This window comes from Hyphomicrobium sp. GJ21 (assembly GCF_001006785.1).
Lineage (GTDB): Bacteria > Pseudomonadota > Alphaproteobacteria > Rhizobiales > Hyphomicrobiaceae > Hyphomicrobium_B.
In genome coordinates this window covers 118311-132510 of record NZ_CDHO01000003.1, presented here as the reverse complement: position 1 = coordinate 132510, position 14200 = coordinate 118311, and the positions used below count along the sequence as shown (strand labels likewise).

Annotated in this window: 13 protein-coding genes; 2 read left to right on the top strand and 11 right to left on the bottom strand. The window is 61.8% G+C overall.

Annotated elements, in window-relative coordinates; all coding sequences use genetic code 11:
- Positions 1-41 precede the first annotated feature (41 nt).
- From HYPGJ_RS08965 to HYPGJ_RS08935, 7 genes are all read right to left on the bottom strand, one after another.
- Positions 42-1364, bottom strand: a complete 1323-nt coding sequence (locus HYPGJ_RS08965; RefSeq protein WP_046846913.1) for an aspartate aminotransferase family protein — start codon at positions 1362-1364, stop codon at positions 42-44.
- A 77-nt stretch (positions 1365-1441) separates the two neighbouring features.
- Positions 1442-2737 carry a 4-aminobutyrate--2-oxoglutarate transaminase gene (gabT, locus tag HYPGJ_RS08960; protein ID WP_046846912.1) on the bottom strand — a complete coding sequence of 432 codons (1296 nt, stop codon included), beginning with the start codon at positions 2735-2737 and terminating at the stop codon, positions 1442-1444.
- A 36-nt stretch (positions 2738-2773) separates the two neighbouring features.
- Positions 2774-4228: an NAD-dependent succinate-semialdehyde dehydrogenase gene (locus HYPGJ_RS08955; RefSeq protein ID WP_046846911.1), complete on the bottom strand. Its 1455-nt coding sequence runs from the start codon at positions 4226-4228 to the stop codon at positions 2774-2776.
- Between the two features lie 18 nt (positions 4229-4246).
- The gene (locus tag HYPGJ_RS08950) at positions 4247-5734 is read right to left on the bottom strand and encodes an aldehyde dehydrogenase (protein WP_046846910.1); all 1488 of its coding nucleotides are present in this window, start codon (positions 5732-5734) and stop codon (positions 4247-4249) included.
- Positions 5735-5745: 11 nt separating this feature from the next.
- On the bottom strand, positions 5746-7095 hold the full coding sequence (locus tag HYPGJ_RS08945) for a glutamine synthetase family protein (protein WP_046846909.1): 1350 nt from the start codon (positions 7093-7095) through the stop codon (positions 5746-5748).
- On the bottom strand, positions 7092-7844 hold the full coding sequence (locus HYPGJ_RS08940) for a gamma-glutamyl-gamma-aminobutyrate hydrolase family protein (RefSeq protein WP_046846908.1): 753 nt from the start codon (positions 7842-7844) through the stop codon (positions 7092-7094). The genes HYPGJ_RS08945 and HYPGJ_RS08940 overlap by 4 nt, the downstream gene beginning before the upstream one ends.
- The gene (locus HYPGJ_RS08935) at positions 7841-9226 is read right to left on the bottom strand and encodes an aspartate aminotransferase family protein (protein ID WP_046846907.1); all 1386 of its coding nucleotides are present in this window, start codon (positions 9224-9226) and stop codon (positions 7841-7843) included. Before HYPGJ_RS08935 ends, HYPGJ_RS08940 begins: the two co-directional genes overlap by 4 nt.
- A gap of 337 nt (positions 9227-9563) precedes the next feature.
- Here HYPGJ_RS08935 and HYPGJ_RS08930 point away from each other — a divergent pair, with 337 nt between their 5' ends.
- The gene (locus HYPGJ_RS08930; protein ID WP_046846906.1) at positions 9564-10217 is read left to right on the top strand and encodes a TetR/AcrR family transcriptional regulator C-terminal domain-containing protein; all 654 of its coding nucleotides are present in this window, start codon (positions 9564-9566) and stop codon (positions 10215-10217) included.
- Positions 10218-10306: 89 nt separating this feature from the next.
- Here HYPGJ_RS08930 and HYPGJ_RS08925 read toward each other — a convergent pair whose 3' ends face one another.
- The 4 genes from HYPGJ_RS08925 to HYPGJ_RS08910 all read right to left on the bottom strand — a co-directional run bounded on the left by HYPGJ_RS08925 (position 10307) and on the right by HYPGJ_RS08910 (position 13553).
- A complete protein-coding gene (locus HYPGJ_RS08925; protein ID WP_052750951.1) occupies positions 10307-11548 on the bottom strand; it encodes a PQQ-dependent sugar dehydrogenase in 1242 nt (413 codons plus the stop codon).
- A 317-nt stretch (positions 11549-11865) separates the two neighbouring features.
- The gene (locus HYPGJ_RS08920) at positions 11866-12102 is read right to left on the bottom strand and encodes a hypothetical protein (RefSeq protein ID WP_046846905.1); all 237 of its coding nucleotides are present in this window, start codon (positions 12100-12102) and stop codon (positions 11866-11868) included.
- 196 nt (positions 12103-12298) lie between these two features.
- A complete protein-coding gene (locus HYPGJ_RS08915) occupies positions 12299-12643 on the bottom strand; it encodes a chaperone modulator CbpM (RefSeq protein ID WP_046846904.1) in 345 nt (114 codons plus the stop codon).
- Between the two features lies 1 nt (position 12644).
- The gene (locus HYPGJ_RS08910) at positions 12645-13553 is read right to left on the bottom strand and encodes a DnaJ C-terminal domain-containing protein (RefSeq protein WP_046846903.1); all 909 of its coding nucleotides are present in this window, start codon (positions 13551-13553) and stop codon (positions 12645-12647) included.
- 298 nt (positions 13554-13851) lie between these two features.
- On the opposite strand from HYPGJ_RS08910, the gene HYPGJ_RS08905 reads away from it, so the two are divergent.
- On the top strand, positions 13852-14163 hold the full coding sequence (locus tag HYPGJ_RS08905) for a Rap1a/Tai family immunity protein (RefSeq protein WP_244466060.1): 312 nt from the start codon (positions 13852-13854) through the stop codon (positions 14161-14163).
- The last annotated feature ends 37 nt before the right edge of the window (positions 14164-14200 follow it).

Below are 14200 nucleotides of genomic sequence, written 5' to 3'. Positions count from 1 at the left end.
GTCTGCCGTGCAGCGCTGTCGTGTGCGTGGCTGACGCCGGGTCAGTTCGCCGTCTTCAGGACTTTCGCGAAGATGTCGAAGAGCTGGTCGATCTCGTCCTTCGTGATGATCAGCGGCGGCGACAAGGCGATGATGTCGCCTGTCTGCCGGACGAGAAGTCCTTGCTCGAAGGCTTGCACGAAGCGATCGAACGCGCGCTTGCCGGGCTGAGCAGGGTCGGGTTCGAATTCGACCGCGCCGATGAGGCCGATGTTGCGGATGTCGATGACGTGCGGCAGGCCTTTCAACGCATGCATGCGTTCTTCCCAGTACGGGGCAAGTTCGGCGGCGCGTGTCAGCAGGCCTTCGTCGGCGAATGTGTCGAGCGTGCCGATCGATGCGGCACAGGCCATCGGATGGCCTGAATACGTATAGCCGTGGAAGAAATCGATCATCCACTCGGGGCCGTTCATGAAGGCATCGTGGATGTGCGATTTGACGAACACCGCGCCCATCGGAATCGTGCCGTTTGTGATCGCCTTCGCGGTGGTGATCAGGTCCGGCGAGATATCGAAATATTCGGCAGCGAACGGCGTGCCGAGTCGGCCGAACGCGGTGATGACCTCGTCGGCGATCAGCAGAATGTCGTGCTTCCGGCAGATCGCCTCGAGGCGTTTCAGATAGCCCTTGGGCGGGATCAGCACGCCGGTCGAGCAAGCGACCGGCTCGACGATGACGGCGGCGATGGTCGAGGCATCGTGCAGAGCAACGAGCCGTTCGAGTTCGTCGGCGAGTTCCGCGCCGTGCTCCGGCTCGCCGCGTGCGTAAGCATTGCGTGAGAGATCGTGCGTGTGGCGGAGATGATCGACGCCGCCGACGAGCGTTCCGAACATCTTGCGGTTGCCGCCGATGCCGCCGACGGAGGTGCCACCGAAGTTGACGCCGTGATAGCCGCGCTCGCGTCCGATCAGACGAACCTTCGCGGCATTGCCCTTGGCGCGGTGGTAGGCGATCGCCATCTTGAGCGCCGTTTCGACGGACTCCGAGCCAGAGTTCGTGAAGAACACGTGCTCGAAGCCTTTGGGCGCGATCGCGGTCAGACGGTCGGCAAGCTCGAAGGCGCGCGTGTGCCCCATCTGGAACGTGCCGGCGAAATCCAGCGTTTCGGCTTGCTTCCTGATCGCCTCGACGATTTTCGGACGGCAGTGACCGGCGTTGACGCACCAAAGCCCCGACGTGCCGTCGAGGACGCGGCGGCCGTCATCGGTGACGTAGTGCACGCCCTTTGCCTCGACGAACAGGCGCGGCGCCTTTTTGAATTGCCGGTTGGCCGAGAACGGCATCCAGAACGCAGCGAGGTCGTTGGGCTTCGTCTGTATATTCATGAAAGAGCGTGTCCCTTATGTTTGCGCTTGGCGACGCTCCTTCGGAGAGCCGGCCGCCCGGTGCAGAAGTCGTTCAATCAGGCAACTTTTGCGATCGCGTCGGTCAGGGCCGCTTCGAATACGTCCATGCCTTCGCGGACAAGTTCATCGCTTGCCGTCAACGGCACAAGAAAGCGTATGACATTTCCGTACGTGCCGCATGACAGCAGGATCAGTCCGCGCTCGTTGGCGGCTTTTAGGAGAGCACTCGTCAGCTCGGGCGCCGGTTCGCCGCTGGCCTTGTCCTTGACGAGTTCCACCGCGCACATGGCGCCGAGGCCGCGCACGTCGCCGATGCAATTGAGGTTCGAATTGTTCTGAAGCGACGTGCAGCGATCGATGATGATCTTGCCGATGGCGTTGGCGCGTTCGCAAAGCTTTTCGTCTTCGATCACGTCGAGCACGGCGTGAGCGGCGGCGCACGCAATCGGATTGCCGGCGTAGGTGCCGCCCAATCCGCCGGGATTCGAGGCGTCCATCACGTCGGCACGGCCGACGATGGCCGAGAGCGGAAGACCGCCCGCCAACCCCTTTGCCATGGTGACGACGTCGGCTTTGATGCCATAGTGCTCCATCGCGAAGAGCTTGCCGGTGCGCGCGAAGCCGGTCTGGATTTCATCCGCGATCAGGAGGATGCCGTGGTCGTCGCAAAGCTTTCTCAGCGCGACCATGAAATCTTTCGGCACGATGTTGAAGCCGCCTTCGCCCTGCACCGGCTCGATGATGATCGCGGCGATGCTCGACGGATCGGCCGTGTGCTTGAAGAGCGACTTCAGACTGTGGAGGCTCTGTTCGGTGCTGCCGCCGTGATAGAGGTTCGGGAACTCGACGTTGTAAACGTCAGGCGGAAAGGGGCCGTAGCCCTTCTTGTAGGGCACGACTTTGCCGGTCAGCGCCATGCCCATGAGCGTGCGGCCGTGGAAGCCACCGGCAAACGAGATGATGCCGGTCCGGCCCGTGAATGCGCGCGCAACCTTGACGGCGTTTTCGACGGCTTCGGCGCCGGTCGAGGCGAGCATCGTTTTCGCGGGACCGGGAACCGGCGCGATCGCGTTCAATCGCTCGGCCAAGCTCACGTAATTCTCGTAGGGCGTCACCTGAAAGCAGACGTGGCTGAAGGCTTTGAGCTGTTCTTCGATGGCTGAGATCAGGCGCGGATGCTGGTGCCCGGTGTTGACTACAGCGATGCCCGCGCCGAAGTCGATGTAGCGCTTGCCGTCCTCGCTCCAGATCTCGGCGTTCTTCGCAGTCTTGGCGAAAATCTGCGTGACGTTGCCGACGCCGCGCGGAACGGCGGCAACGCGTCGGGCCTGGAGTTCGGCGGAAGTAGCCATTGTCGTCCCCTCGAAGTGTGTGCGGAAGTTCGAGCGTCAGCCGGTGATGCCACCCAGGCAGAGGAATTTCGTTTCGAGATATTCCTCGAGTCCTTCCTGCGCGCCCTCGCGGCCGAGGCCCGATTGCTTGACGCCGCCGAAGGGCGCGACCTCGTTTGAAAAGAGGCCTTCGTTGACGCCGACCATTCCGGTTTCGAGCGCCTCGGCGACGCGCCACGCCCGTCCGATGTCCTGGCTGAACAGGTACGCCGCGAGGCCGAACGGGGTGTCGTTGGCGATGCGGATTGCGTCGGCTTCCGTTTCGAAACGGATGATCGACGCGACGGGCCCGAAGATTTCCTCGTTGGCGATCGCCATCGTCGGCTCGACGCCGGTGATGACGGTCGGGGAGAAGAAGAGCGGGCCGTGCGTGTCGGGTTCTCCACCAAGCTCGATTTTCGCGCCGCGTTTGGTCGCGTCGGCGAGCAAAGATTTCACCTTGGCGATGGCGTCAGCGTTGATCAGCGGGCCGACCGTCGATTTCGGATCGCGACCCGGCGCGACGTGGAGTTTCGCGATCTCGGCTTTGAGCGCCGTAACGAAACGATCGTAGATGCCGGACTGCACGAGAATGCGATTGGCGCAGACGCAGGTCTGTCCGGCGTTGCGGAACTTGGATGCCATTGCGCCCGCGACCGCGCGATCGAGATCGGCATCGTCGAAGACGAGCAGAGGCGCGTTGCCGCCGAGTTCGAGCGTCAGTTTCTTGATCGTGTCGGCGGACTGGCGATAGAGAATTTTGCCGACTTCGGTCGAGCCGGTGAAGGTGAGCTTACGGACGCGTGCATCGGCCGTCAGCGCCTTGCCGACGCCTGCCGCATCCTGCGTCGTGATGACGTTAAGCACGCCCGGCGGAACGCCCGCGTCGAGCGCGAGCTTGGCAACGGCCAGTGCGCAGAGCGGCGTTTCTTCCGACGGCTTGACGATGATCGTGCATCCGGCTGCGAGCGCGGATGCAACTTTGCGCGTGATCATGGCGATCGGGAAATTCCACGGTGTGATCGCGGCGCAAACGCCGATCGGCTGCTTGATCGTGACGTAGCGGCGAGACGCTGCGGTGGTCGGAATCGTGTGGCCGTAGGCGCGTTTTCCTTCTTCGGCAAACCAATCGATGAACGAGGCGCCGTAGGCAACTTCGCCGCGCGCTTCCGTCAGGGGTTTTCCCTGCTCGGCGGTCATCAGCTGGGCGAGCGCTTCGGTTTCAGCGAGGATCAGCTCGCACCAGCGCTCGAGGATTGCGCCGCGTTCTTTCGCAGGTTTCGCGGACCAGGCCGGAAATGCCTTGTAAGCGGCATCGATGGCGCGCTGGGCATCTTCGGCCGTCAAATCCGGAACATCGGCGAGCTTGTCGCCGGTCGCTGGATCGAGAACGGGAAACGTTTTCTTGGACGTCACCCATTCGCCGTCGATGAGCGCCGCGGTTGGAAATGCTGTTGTCGTCTTAGCGTTCATGCGAGTTACTCCGGAAACTCAGAGCGTGATCGATACCGACTTGAGATCGGCGTATTTGTGAAGCGCGTGCAGCGAGCGGTCGCGACCGAATCCCGATTGCTTGAAGCCGCCGAACGGCATTGTCAGATCGCAGCTGTCCCAGCCGTTGATCCAGACGAGCCCGGCGCGGATTTCGCGCGCGGCGCGATGGGCAAGCGAAATGTCTTTCGTCCACAATCCGGCGGCGAGGCCATAGTTGGTGTCGTTGGCGATGCGGATCGCGTCATCGGGATCCTTGAAGCGCGTGATTGCGAGGACAGGGCCGAAGACTTCTTCGCGCGCCAGCGTGTTCTCGGGCTTCACCTGATCGAAGACGGTCGGCTCGACGTAAAAGCCGCCGCTGTCGGTGCGCGTGCGGTTGCCGCCGAGGGCCAACGCGTCGCCTTCGCGCTTCGCCGTTTCGATGTAGCGCAGCGCCGTTTTCATCTGCTCTTCGCTTGCCATCGAACCGGTCGTCGTCGCGGGTTCGAGCGGATCACCGGCGACGATCTTGCGCGCGACGCCGAGCAGCCGGTCGACGAATTGATCGGCAACGTCCTGCTGCACGAGCAGGCGCGATCCGGCGGTGCAGACCTGTCCCGAGTTATAGAAGATGCCCCACGCGGCTTGCGTCGCCGCTTTGTCGAGATCGGGGCAGTCAGCGAAGATGATGTGCGGAGACTTGCCGCCAAGCTCGAGGCTGACGCGTTTCAGATTGCTCTGACCGGAATACTGCATCAACAGCTTACCGACGGCGCCGGAGCCGGTGAACGCGATCATGTCGACATCGTTGTGGAGCGCGAGAGCTTTGCCGGCTTCCGCGCCGAAGCCCGGTACGACGTTGAGGACGCCCGGGGGCAATCCGGCTTCGAGCGCAAGCTCGCCGATTTTCAGTGCAGTCAGCGGTGATTGTTCCGCCGGTTTCAGGATGACCGAATTACCCATCGCGAGTGCGGGCGCGATCTTCCACATCGCCATCAGCAACGGGAAGTTCCACGGTACGATGGCGGCGACGACGCCGAGCGGCTCATGCACGGCGAACGAGAAACGGTCGGGAGCTTCCGGGCCGACTTCGCCGTAAATCTTGTCGAGTGCTTCGGCGTAATACGCGATCGTGCGGATCGAGCCCGGTATATCGACCTTGAGCGCATCGGTGATCGGCTTGCCGACGTCGAGGCTTTCGAGCACGGCCAATTGCTCGGCATCGCGACGCATCAGATCCGCGAGCTTGAACAGCACGCGCTTCTTGTCGCGATAATGCGACTTCCGCCACTGTCCCTCTTCGAAGGCGCGCCGGGCGCTTTTGACCGCGACGTCGACGTCGGCAACATCGCACTGAGCGATGTGGTTCAGCACGCGGCCGTTGCGGGGCGTGACGTTGGGGAAGGTTTTGCCCGACGCGCTCGCCCGGAGCTTGCCGTCGATGACCGCTTCGCCCGGAAGCTTGAGCGAACCGGCAACCGCTTCGAAATGTGCGAGCGAGGTCATGACGCGAACCCTTATGCTATCTGAGCGTACCAAGCATGGTCGAGCGAGGTCACCACGCGTTCGAATTCCGAGCGTTCGGTCTGCTTCAACAAGTAAAAGACTTTCTGGAACTCCGCGCCGAACGCATTGCGGACAACGTCGGATGCGCGAAAACGTTCGAGCGCGTTGAACCAGATCGTCGGCAGCTCGGGCGCGGCGGTGTCATTGGCTTCGCCGTCCGCCATTGGGCCCGGCTCGATCTTGTTGGCAATGCCATGCCGCATGCCGGCGAGGATTGCCGCCAACACGAGATAGGGATTGGCGTCGGCACCTGCAACGCGATGCTCGACACGCGTTCCGGCTCCCGAGGCGCGCGGAATGCGCAGGGCGACGTTGCGATTGTTCAGTCCCCAATGCGCGGCGAGCGACACGTAATTTTTCGGCACGTAGCGGCGATAAGCATTCGCCGACTGCGCCCAGATGGCCATGAAATCGCACATCGTCGATTGCAAGCCGCCGATGGCATTGCGGAACAGGGGCGAGATCGGATTGCCCGCGAAAACATTATTGCCATTTCTGTCGATCAGGCTCGCGTGCAGGTGCATGCCCGAGCCCGGCCAGTCGTGATGCGGCTTGGCCATGAATGTCGCTTCGAGACCATGCGCTTTTGCTGCGGCCTTGATGGCGCGTTTCAGAAGCAATGCATCGGTCGCGGCGGAGACAGCGTCCGCTTTGTGCTTCAGATTGATTTCGAACTGCCCGGGACCCGACTCCTGCATCACCGCGTCGATCGGCAGGCCTTGGACGTCGGCGATTTTGTAGATCGTGTCGACGAGCGGGCCGAGCGTGTCGATCTCGTCGAACTGGAACGTCATCGGACGCTCGGGATCATCCGAAATTCCGTCGGGCGTCTCGAGCTTGAACGCGCCGTTCGTTTGTGGCTTCGTGACGTAGAATTCGAGTTCGGCCGCGACGACCGGCGTTAAACCCTGGTCCGCGAATGCCGCGACCTGTTTTGCGAGAACGCCGCGCGGACAAAGGTCATCAGGCTCAGTCACTGCGATGACGGCCTGCGCGTGGCGTCCGTCGCCGACCGGAACAGCGCGCAACGAGCCCGCGATGATGCGGAATGGTTCGTCGGGATCGCCGGTTTCCCAAAGCCGCCCGGTTTCCTCGATGCAATTGCCGCGCGGGTCCATCACGAACACCGTCGAGGGAATCATCAGGCCGTTCTTTGCGACGGCGACGATATCGTCGCGCCGGAAGCGCTTGCCGCGCGGAATGCCGTTGAGGTCGAACAGGATCAGATCGATCCAAGTGACGCTCGGGTTGGCGGCGAGGAATGCTTCCGTTTCGTCGATCGTGATGTAGGTATCGCTCATGCGGCCTGGCCCTTCGCGGTGCGGTTCCGGGCGGCGTCGCCGAAGCGGCGAAACAGCGTGATCGATGCCGGATTGTTGAGCGGACGCCATTCCGGGTGCCATTGAACACCGAGAGAAAACGCATTGCCTGCAGGCGCGCGAATGGCTTCGACGAGACCGTCCTCGGCGAAGGCTTCGGCGACCAGCGGCTTGGCGAGCCGATTGATGCCCTGCCAATGCAGCGAGTTCACTGTCAGCAGGTCCTGGCCGAGCCAGCTTTGCAGTTCGCCTGCGAGGCGCACCTTGTGCTTCGGCCCGAATTTGATGTCGAAGTCTTCGTCGGTCGGCTCGCGGTGATCATGGTGGCCGTCGACGACGTGCACGGCCTGATGCAGCGTACCGCCGAGCGCGACGTTGAATTCCTGAAAGCCGCGGCAGATCGCGAACAGCGGCAACTTACGTTCGATGGCGGAACGGATCAGCGGCAACGTGACGGCATCGCGGTCGCGATCGACGGTTGCGGGATCGAGCGGATCTTCGTCGCCATAGTGTTTCGGCTCGACGTTCGACAGGCTTCCTGGCAGCAGAATGCCGTCAGCGATATCGAGCACCGCGCCGATGTCCGCCATGCTTTGTCCGAGAGGAACGAGCAGCGGCTGGCATTCGGCGACTTCCGCGACGGCGGCGGAGTACTTCCGTCCGACGGCGTCGAACGTCAAGCCGCCGATCGACTTGCTGCAGCCCGGTATGACAACGATCGGACGGGTCATGCCGTCAATTCTCCTTTGACATCCTGAAGGGTTTTGTTGAGCGCGCTCTCGATGACGGCACCGGCTTTTTCGAACTCTGCGTCCGTCCAGATCAGCGGTGGCGCGCAGACCATCGTGTCGAAGACCGCGCGCATGATGAAGCCGTCGCGGAAGAAGTGGTCGCGGCAGATGAGGCCGACGCGGCCGGGATCGGTAAAGCGGCGTCGCGTTTTCTTGTCGGCAACGAGTTCGATGGCGCCCATCATGCCGACGGAGCGAACTTCGCCGACAAGGGGATGATCCTTGAAGCGCTCGAGCATGCGCGCGAGGGCCGGGCCGGTCGTTTCCTTGACGCGCGGGACGAGGCGGTCGCGCTCCATGATTTCGAGGTTCTTGAGCGCCACCGCGCAGGCGACGGGGTGTCCGGAAAACGTATAGCCGTGGTTGAAGTCGTCGTTCTCGGCCATCAGCGCGTCGACGATGTTGTCTCCGACGAGCACGCCGGAGAGCGGCACGTATCCGGACGTCGCGGCCTTCGCGAACGTGATCAGGTCGGGGCGGATGCCGTAGTATTCCGAGCCGAACCACGTGCCGAGCCGGCCGAAGCCGGTGATGACTTCGTCCGCCAGCAGCAGGATGCCGTACTTGTCGACGATGCGCTGCACTTCCGGCCAATAGCTGTCGGGCGCGATCTTGACGCCGCCGGCGCCCTGCACGGGTTCGCCTGCGAAGGCCGCGACGTTCTCGGGACCGCAGCGCAGGATTTCCTCTTCGATGGCACGCGCGGCGCGGAGGCCGAAGTCTTCCGGGCTCTCGCCAGCGAAGGAGTCGCCGTACCAGTACGGGTCCATGACATGGCGGAAGCCTTCGTAAACCGGATAGCTGTGCTGATGCACGTGGCTCATGCCGCCCATCGAGCCCGCCGCGATCGTCGAGCCGTGATAGGCATTCTTGCGGCTGATGATGATGCGCCGTTTCGGCTGGCCCTTCAGCACCCAGTAGTGGCGGATGAGGCGGATCGCGGTGTCGTTCGATTCCGATCCGGACGATCCGAAGAAGACCTGATTGAGATGCGCGGGCGCGAGTTCAGCGAGCTTGCGCGACAGCTCGACGACGGGCGGATGGGTGGTCTTGAAGAACGTATTGTAGAACGGCAGCTCGAGGATCTGGTCGTAGGCGGCTTGCGCGAGCTCTTTATTGCCGTAGCCGATACTCGTCGTCCAAAGGCCGGCCATGCCGTCGAGAATGCGGTTGCCCTCGCTGTCGATGACATAGGCGCCTTCGCCTTTCACGATGACGCGCGGGCCGGGCCCGGCGCGCAGCGTTTGATGCGTCGTGAACGGATGCAGATGATGCTGAGAATCGAGCTCTTGGATCTGCGCGGTCTGAAGCCGGTTTGACACGGGTTTTTCTCCAGCGATTTGAGAGAGCGGGGGCGAAGCGGAGGGGCTGGATCGTTTAATCAGTGTGGTGTGTATCCGATGCGGGCGCAAAGCCTCAGCAGGTCGCGTTTCGCGTGAGGCTTGGGCGCAACCCATGCCTGCCTCGCACCCGGCCAAGCGCGGTGCGAAATCTCCAACGGCAACCGGATAAGCGCCGATACCATCAACGAGAGTTCCAAGAATAGTCGACCTTCGGCGGGCAAGTCGGCCGCCGAGCAGACAGCAAATGCAGTCTTTACATGCTCAGTAATAAGAAGGAATACTCTACACCGTAGAAGTGTCAAGGGCCCGTATCGGCATGACTGACCTGAGACCTAAGGTACGACGCCGGCTCGATAAGCAGGCGATCCTCGACGCGGCGTTCGACCTGTTCGCCGAGGAGGGGGAATCCGGCTTTTCCATTCGCAAGCTCGCCGGGGCCGTCGGGGTCGACCCGATGACGGTGCTGCATCACTTCCGGTCGAAAGACGAACTCTTACGGGCGATCGCCGATCATGCCGTGCGCGGCGTCGAGATACCGCGAGCGACGGAAAGCTGGCAGAACGATCTCAAGGCCGTCGCCAATACGTTTCGCTCGCTGGCACATCGCTACCCGCGCGTCTTCCATTTACATTTTCGCTACCATGCGACAGGCCCCGCGGATCACGTCGCGAGCGAGATCGTCTACTGCGCGATGCGGCGTGCGGGTCTTCCTGACGATCGTGCGGCGGGTCTCGGGCTTGCGTTCTACGCGTTCGTTCTCGGTTTCGCGCTGGCCGAAGCTGAAGGTCTGCTACGCCCGATCAACGACGCCGACGAAGCGGAACTCGATGCGCTGGACGCCGATGCCTACAAGGCGACGCGGGCACTCATTCCAGCGCTCAAGGGGCTCGATCCGGATCTGGCCTTCAGCGCTTCGATGGATGCGTTCATTGCGGGCGTTGCGAGTTTCCCGGATCGCGCGCCGAGCTGACGTGGCGTAATCCAGAGCGTTCGCAAAGGAGATGAGAGCACGGACTGCAATGTGTGCAGTCCGCGCGTTCAGATGTTCATCCGATGCGGCTAGAACGGTTTGGCTTTGGCCACGAGGTCTTCGATCGGTTCGAGCCGATACAGCGAGGCTTCGGTGCCGTCCGTCAGAAGATAGATGAAGCCGTCCGGAGAAACCGCGACGTCGCGAATGCGGCCGATCTTGTCGTGGAAATAGCGGCGCTCACGGGTCACGACGCCGTTCGTCACTTCGAGACGGATCAGGCATTGTCCGACTAGCGTGCCGACGAGAAAGTTGCCCTGCCAGTCGTCCGGCATGACATTGCCGGTGTAGGCGACGAGGCTCGCGGTCGCGACGGATGGCACCCAATGGTGCACCGGATCGACCATGCCGGGAGCCGTCGTGAGGTTTGAAATGATGCTGTCGTCGTAGTTGACGCCGTAAGTCACAATCGGCCAGCCGTAGTTGCTTCCCGAGGTGATGATGTTGAGTTCATCGCCGCCCTTCGGGCCTTGCTCGATCGACCAGAGCTGGCCGTCGCCGGCGTTGCCGATGATGCCCTGCGGATTGCGGTGGCCATAGCTGTAGATTTCGGGAAGCGCGTCGTCACGGCCGACGAAGGGGTTATCCTGGGGAATGCTGCCGTCGGTGTTGATGCGGATGATCTTGCCGCCGTCGTCGAGCAGATTTTGGGCGCGCTGCATCTGAAAGCGATCGCCGATGGTCAGATAGAGCATCCCGTCCGGCCCGAACGCGAGACGGCCGCCGATCTGGTCGGTGGCCTTGATGGCCGGGCGGCTTTCGAAAATGACCTTCTTGTTTTCGAGTGCCTTGTCTTCAAGGCGTGCGCTGACGATGCGGATGGTCGAACCGTCCGGTCCGTTATGCATCAGCGAGAGAAAGATGCGCCGGGTGGTCGGAAAATCGCGGTCGACGAGGACGTCGAGCAGGCCGGAGTGGCCGCCGAACGCCACGTCCGGTACGCCTGCGATCGGTTCATCCAGCATGTGATCGCCTTCGATGAGGCGGAGCCGTCCGGGGCGTTCCGTCACCAGCGCGCGCCCATCGGGCAGAAACGCGATTGCCCACGGCATTTCGAGCCGTTTCGCAACGAGCGGGCGCAGTTCGAAGGGGAGGTCGCGTTCGTCAACGTATTCGGGTGGCGCGATCGTCGAGGACGACTGCGGCTCGCCGACCGAAACTTCGGCGCCTGCATCACTTGGAATAAAAAGGGAAAGTCCTGAAATGAGTATGCTGGCGAGGCCACTTTTGAGGGCAGAACGGACATTCGCGCCCGATGCGATCTGGTTCAAATTTGCCTCCGCCCAGGTCACCGAATAGAATTGTTTCAGTTTGGTGACACTATTCTAAAACGTGGCGTCAGCAAGCCCGCGAAATGAATATTCAGACAACCGAACGGCTTAGAGCGGCCGGCATACGTGCGCCGTTCGCGATTGCACGGGAGCGTATGACAAATGTCACACTGCCGGCTGCGAGGCGGCAGTGATTTCGATTATCGATTTGGGGAAAGAGCGGTTCCGAATGGGCGCGTCGCGCCAGAGGTTGTGATGTGCATCTTGGCGCGCGCGGTCATCGTGCTGCTTCGCGCCAGGCATGAAGTGCGAGCGGCTCAGGCGCTCGCCTGTTCACAATCCGGTTCGATCTCGGTTTCGGTCACCGAGACAAAGTCGGAAAACGCGTAGGGGAAGAGTGTCGAAATCGCGCCGCTCTGGAACATGGCATCGACGCGCGCGGCCTCGGCCATCATCTCGGCGATGTCTTCCGGGGTATCAACCCAAAGATTGGGTTCTACCGTGTGTTCGACGGTGGGTTCGGCTCTGGGCCGCGCCATCAACTCGAGCGACATTACGCAAAACTTTCTCTGTCCGAATTTCGTGGCCATCACCTGGCCGAGGACAACCCTACGCGAGCATCGCCATCCATGACGTTAACGGGAAAACGCTGTCTTATCCTGTGCTTAACGACAGGTGAAAAGCATCGTTAAACACCGCAATATCGCCTCGGAAGGCCAATGGCTGCGGTCGCCAGCTACAAACGTAGGCTTATTTGTCCGGGTTCCGGTCGGATCGTGCCGGTAAATTACCAAGGTGTGACAGCAACTGTTCGCGTAGGTCGTCCGGTCCGGCTTGGACGGCAGCCAGGATATCGCCGAGCGTCCGCCGAAGACCGTGCAGCTGGTCGAGCAGGTGCAAGACCACGGATACGCCTTCGTCGTTGACGCCGATGCCGCCCTTGAGGTCGGTTATGAGGTGGGCGCGGGCTATATCAACGTCGGTGAACTCCGCGTGGCCTTCGTCACCGGCGGGGATGAGCCAGCCGGCCGTCATCCATTCCTTAACGACGTTGTCTTCGAGGCGGGCGCGAACCAGAAACTCGCGATACTGCATCTCATGCCTCCGTGTCGTGCCGGGCGGCGCCCGTGCCTTGCTGCCATTCCGAAACGAGTTTTTCGAGTTCGGGATCGGGCTTGTCCGGCAGCATGATCTTCAGGGTGACGTACTCGTCGCCGGATGGCGTGTCGGCCCGCTTGATGCCCTTGCCTTTGAGACGAAGCGTGCGGCCGCTGTTCGACCATTTCGGCACGGTCATCGTCACAGTGCCGTCGATCGTCGGCACCCTGATCTTGCCGCCAAGTACAGCATCGGCGAGCGGCAACTGCAGTTCGACGTGAATATCGTCGCCCTTGCGCGTGAATACGGGATGCGGCCGGATCTCGACCTCGACGAGCGCGTCGCCCGGCTCGCCGCCGTTGAAGCCGGGCGAACCCTTGCCGCGCAGGCGCAGTGTTTGCCCGTCGCGCGTTCCGGCGGGGATGGATACATCCAGCACGGAACCGTTGGGCAGCGTCACCTGGCGGCTTGCGCCGTTGACGGCATCGAGGAAATCCAACGCGAGCTTGTAGTGCTCATCCTGGCCGCGCATGCGGACGTTGCTTCTCGACGCCGAGGCGCGACGGAACATCGAAGAAAAGAGATCGTCGTCGCTCGCGAAGTCGGAATATCCGCCCGCGTTCGCGTAGGAGTCGGCGTCGCCGCCAGCGTAGTTGCGATAATATTCCCGCTTCGGCGTTTCAGCGCCCGAGGCATCGATCTCGCCCTTGTCGAACCGCGCGCGCTTATCGGCGTCGCCGACGAGATCGTAAGCCGCTGAAACTTTTTTGAACTCGTCCTCGGCGGTCTTGTTGCCGGGGTTGAGATCGGGATGCAGTTTTTTCGCAAGCTTGCGATAGGCTTTCTGGATGTCATTCTGCGAAGCGTCACGTGCGACGCCAAGAACTTTGTATGGATCGTCGCTCAACAGCCTTGCTCCAATTCTGAGCCGCGAGGGCGTGCAACCTTCGCCTCACAAATAGACTGACGCGGGCACCTTGAAAACCGTTTCGAAAGAGGGCACTGAGAATGGCGCAGCGACACAGGGCTTCGCTGGCTCAAATCACCGTACATAAAATTAGAGAGAAACGCAGAACGATCGCGTTTGTTCGATCCGTGGACTTGACGTTTCAAACTCTCGATCCGAATGATAGCGGCTTGGGCCGCATGTACCCGAGGATAGTTCGCTGGCCAAGATTCTCTCTATTGTCGCGTTGTGCGTGTTGATGCTTCAGACAACGCCTCTCAGCGCCGAGCCGGACGTCCACACGGCAAAATTCTGGCTGCCTCATTGTCAGAAGTCCGACATGGCCTGCATCGGGTATCTGCAGGCTCTGCTCGACATCAACAATCTCGAGCGTGAAAACGGATATCATGTGCAGTGGTGCGCGCCGGAAATCATCAAGCTCGAAGATTTGCGTGTGGTCATCGTTCGCAAGCTCAAGGCCGAGCCGGACAGTCTGTCGTCGCCGTTCGTAAGAGTTGCGACCAACGCCCTGATCACCGCGTATCCGTGTCTTGAAGATCTGGTCAAATGACTGCTTGCGCCGACTAAGGAGCTGAGCCGGTCCTCGC

What these genes read in the sequence shown, in the direction of transcription:
- HYPGJ_RS08965 (WP_046846913.1), bottom strand. Translation starts at nt 1,364, where the DNA reads ATGAATATACAGACGAAGCCCAACGACCTCGCTGCGTTCTGGATGCCG.
- gabT (WP_046846912.1), bottom strand. Translation starts at nt 2,737, where the DNA reads ATGGCTACTTCCGCCGAACTCCAGGCCCGACGCGTTGCCGCCGTTCCG.
- HYPGJ_RS08955 (WP_046846911.1), bottom strand. Translation starts at nt 4,228, where the DNA reads ATGAACGCTAAGACGACAACAGCATTTCCAACCGCGGCGCTCATCGAC.
- HYPGJ_RS08950 (WP_046846910.1), bottom strand. Translation starts at nt 5,734, where the DNA reads ATGACCTCGCTCGCACATTTCGAAGCGGTTGCCGGTTCGCTCAAGCTT.
- HYPGJ_RS08945 (WP_046846909.1), bottom strand. Translation starts at nt 7,095, where the DNA reads ATGAGCGATACCTACATCACGATCGACGAAACGGAAGCATTCCTCGCC.
- HYPGJ_RS08940 (WP_046846908.1), bottom strand. Translation starts at nt 7,844, where the DNA reads ATGACCCGTCCGATCGTTGTCATACCGGGCTGCAGCAAGTCGATCGGC.
- HYPGJ_RS08930 (WP_046846906.1), top strand. Translation starts at nt 9,564, where the DNA reads ATGACTGACCTGAGACCTAAGGTACGACGCCGGCTCGATAAGCAGGCG.
- HYPGJ_RS08920 (WP_046846905.1), bottom strand. Translation starts at nt 12,102, where the DNA reads ATGTCGCTCGAGTTGATGGCGCGGCCCAGAGCCGAACCCACCGTCGAA.
- HYPGJ_RS08915 (WP_046846904.1), bottom strand. Translation starts at nt 12,643, where the DNA reads ATGCAGTATCGCGAGTTTCTGGTTCGCGCCCGCCTCGAAGACAACGTC.
- HYPGJ_RS08905 (WP_244466060.1), top strand. Translation starts at nt 13,852, where the DNA reads ATGCTTCAGACAACGCCTCTCAGCGCCGAGCCGGACGTCCACACGGCA.